General features: G+C 45.0%; 2 protein-coding genes. Both read left to right on the plus strand.

Annotated elements, in window-relative coordinates; genetic code table 11:
- Positions 1-596, plus strand: a 596-nt coding sequence (locus L4D76_RS01035; protein WP_428439074.1) for an Hpt domain-containing protein, incomplete at its 5' end; no start/stop codon positions are given.
- A gap of 160 nt (positions 597-756) precedes the next feature.
- Positions 757-2801, plus strand: a 2045-nt coding sequence (locus L4D76_RS01040; protein WP_428439075.1) for a cache domain-containing protein, incomplete at its 3' end; no start/stop codon positions are given.

The following is a 2801-nucleotide window of genomic DNA, read 5'->3' on the forward strand; positions in this document are numbered from 1 at the left end:
CGGGTAGATTGCGAGAGAAAGCAAATCGCCATATACCAACTATCGCCTTCTCAGCCCATGTTTTCCGGCAAGAAATTGAATCATATCTTGAGGCTGGCCTCGATGGTTTCTTAGGAAAACCGGTACAGTTTAAGCAGATGCAGACTGTCATCGCTAATGTCTATAACGGCCAATCCAGCAAGTTCGATGCAGTTAGGGACATAGATCGGGACGTGGATAAGGAACCTGCCGTCACTCTTTTTGACCACTCGGTGTTGGAGGAGGACAGACAGATCCTCGGAGATGGGCTGGTACACGAGATGGTGGCTATGTTTTACAAACGCTCGGCCACCTTGATCAAAGAAATAAAAACAGAGAGCTCAGCAAAAGCCCTTGAGTTGCCAGTCCACAGCCTTAAAAGCTCCGCTGGAGCCATTGGCCTGATCGCCCTGAGTAAAGCCTGTGAGGAGCTGGAGATAGCTTGTAAGCAAGGTGCTGATGAACTGGAGTTAACTACATTGTCAGCGGCCTTACTTGCTATCTATGCCCCTTCTATCGACAGACTGAAAGAAGAATTTCAGGTAAAAAACAAGATAGAACGCCGAGCCTTCAGTTAACTCATAGTGTGTTTCTGATAAGCCTCATAAGAACAACGTATTTCAAATGACATGAGTACAACCAAGGTTTAGCCCCGTGAATATAACAATAAGAGCCAAGCTTTCATTCATTATGTGCGCCTCATTGCTGACAATGAGTGGTTTTTTTATCACAAGCCTTATGAATACGGAAAAATCTGTTCTTGAGGCGGAACAAAGCAATGTGAGTGTTAAGGTGGCTAAGTTATTGAATGATAACTTAAAGGGTCAGGTTGATACTGTTACCCGCTCCCTTTCCTATTATTATGAGAATTCGAAGCTGGAAAATATCAAGGCAGAATTAGCGACTGATATCACTACGTTTAGAGATGCCATAGAAAATATTTACAGCAACAGTGCTTCTGCTACTGATGCAGAAACCAGTATTCATGCTTTTATTAATGAATACCGCTGGGACAATGGCCGGTATATCTTTGCTTATGATGCCGCGAGCGTTATCAGCACGGCTGACGGAAACAAACTCGGCACTATTGGTGTGAATGAATATGACAGTACAGACACCTATGGCAAATACTACGCCCGAGATATTGTCAGTTCAGCCAAAGCCGATGCTGTCGGGTTTACCAGTTATCACTTCTTAAACCCGGTAACAAAAAAAGCAGAAGAAAAACTAACGGCATCGGTTTACTTCAAACCTTTAAACATGGTTATAGGGACTGGCGAGTACATCGATACACTCAGAAAAGATGAACTTAAGGCGGCTCTTGATACCATCAGTTCATCTAAATACGGCCAAAATGGCTACTTTTGGGTACAAGATAAGAACGGCAAGATCTTGGCCCACCCCAAGGCAGAAGTTATCGGTACTGTCAATCCGTCAACAACATTAAAAATTGCCAACAGCATCAAAGGTCAATCCGAAGCTTTTGTAAAAATTGCCTTTGAAAATCCGACCACCAAACAAACAGAGAACAAAATTGCCTATGCCAGGAATATTTTTCCCGAATGGGGCTGGACCATTGCGACGGGGACGTATGATAGCGACATCACTAGCATTCAAGATGGGCTGACTCGCGCGACGGCAGAAATTTTTAATGACAAAGTGTACATGAACATTGCTACTGCCGCTGTACTGCTGATTATTGCTCTGCTGGTTGCAACATGGTCGATTAATAAGATTGTTAGAGGCTTGGTCATCCTCAAAGAGCGCATTGATACCTTATCGACCGGCGAAGCCGACTTAACCTCGCGGATTGATATCACTTCGCATGATGAGTTGGGTGATATTGGCAATTCGGTAAACAACTTCATTATTTATCTGCAATCCATGACCCTGGAAATTTCGCAAGCCTCTGCCCATATCACTGACGGTATTAAGCATGCGTCCGAGACGGATCAAGTTGCCATGACTGAAATGGGCTTAACGGCCGAGACAGTCGCACAGAGTACCACCAAGACGGCCGCTAACACCCAGAAAGCCAATGATGCAGCACTGTTGGCAAAAGATGATGTGCTTGAGGCACCTGGAAGTATGACAGCCGCAATAAGGAAACTGGCGGCCGGTGATCTCTCCGTAGATATTCCGCAGGGGGAGAGTGACGAGATAGGTCATCTCGCGGATGCAATATCGGTATTTAAAAAAAATGCGGTAGCCCTGCGAGAGCACCAGAATGAACTGCAAAAACTGGTAGATGAACGTACTACGCAGCTTACCGAGGCCAATAACGCACTAAACAGTGAAGTCGGCAAGCATGCAAAAGCGCGAGAACAAGCTGAACAGGCTAACAAAGCCAAATCGTCTTTCCTTGCCCACATGAGCCATGAGATCCGCACCCCGATGAACGGGATAATGGGAACACTGCACCTCCTTGATGATACAGCCTTAGACAGCGCGCAAAAACGCCACACTAAAACCATCACGTCATCAGGCGAAATTCTGATGGGGGTACTCAATAATGTCCTGGATTATTCTAAAATCGAAGCTGGGTATTTCGACATTAATGAAACCAATTTCCATACCGACTCGATTGTGGACAATGTTGTCAACATGCTTAAAGCCAGAGCCAAAGAAAAGAACATCACACTAACCTACGCAGTCGCAAACGATGTTCCCAACTATTTGTATGGCGACTCCAACAAGATCATTCAAATTCTCACTAATTTAGTGGGTAACGCGATTAAATTTACCAATACGGGAAGCGTTACAATTCGAGTGCAGCTCAGGGA

This window comes from Photobacterium sagamiensis (assembly GCF_050337085.1).
GTDB classification, from domain to species: Bacteria; Pseudomonadota; Gammaproteobacteria; order Enterobacterales; family Vibrionaceae; genus Photobacterium; species Photobacterium sagamiensis.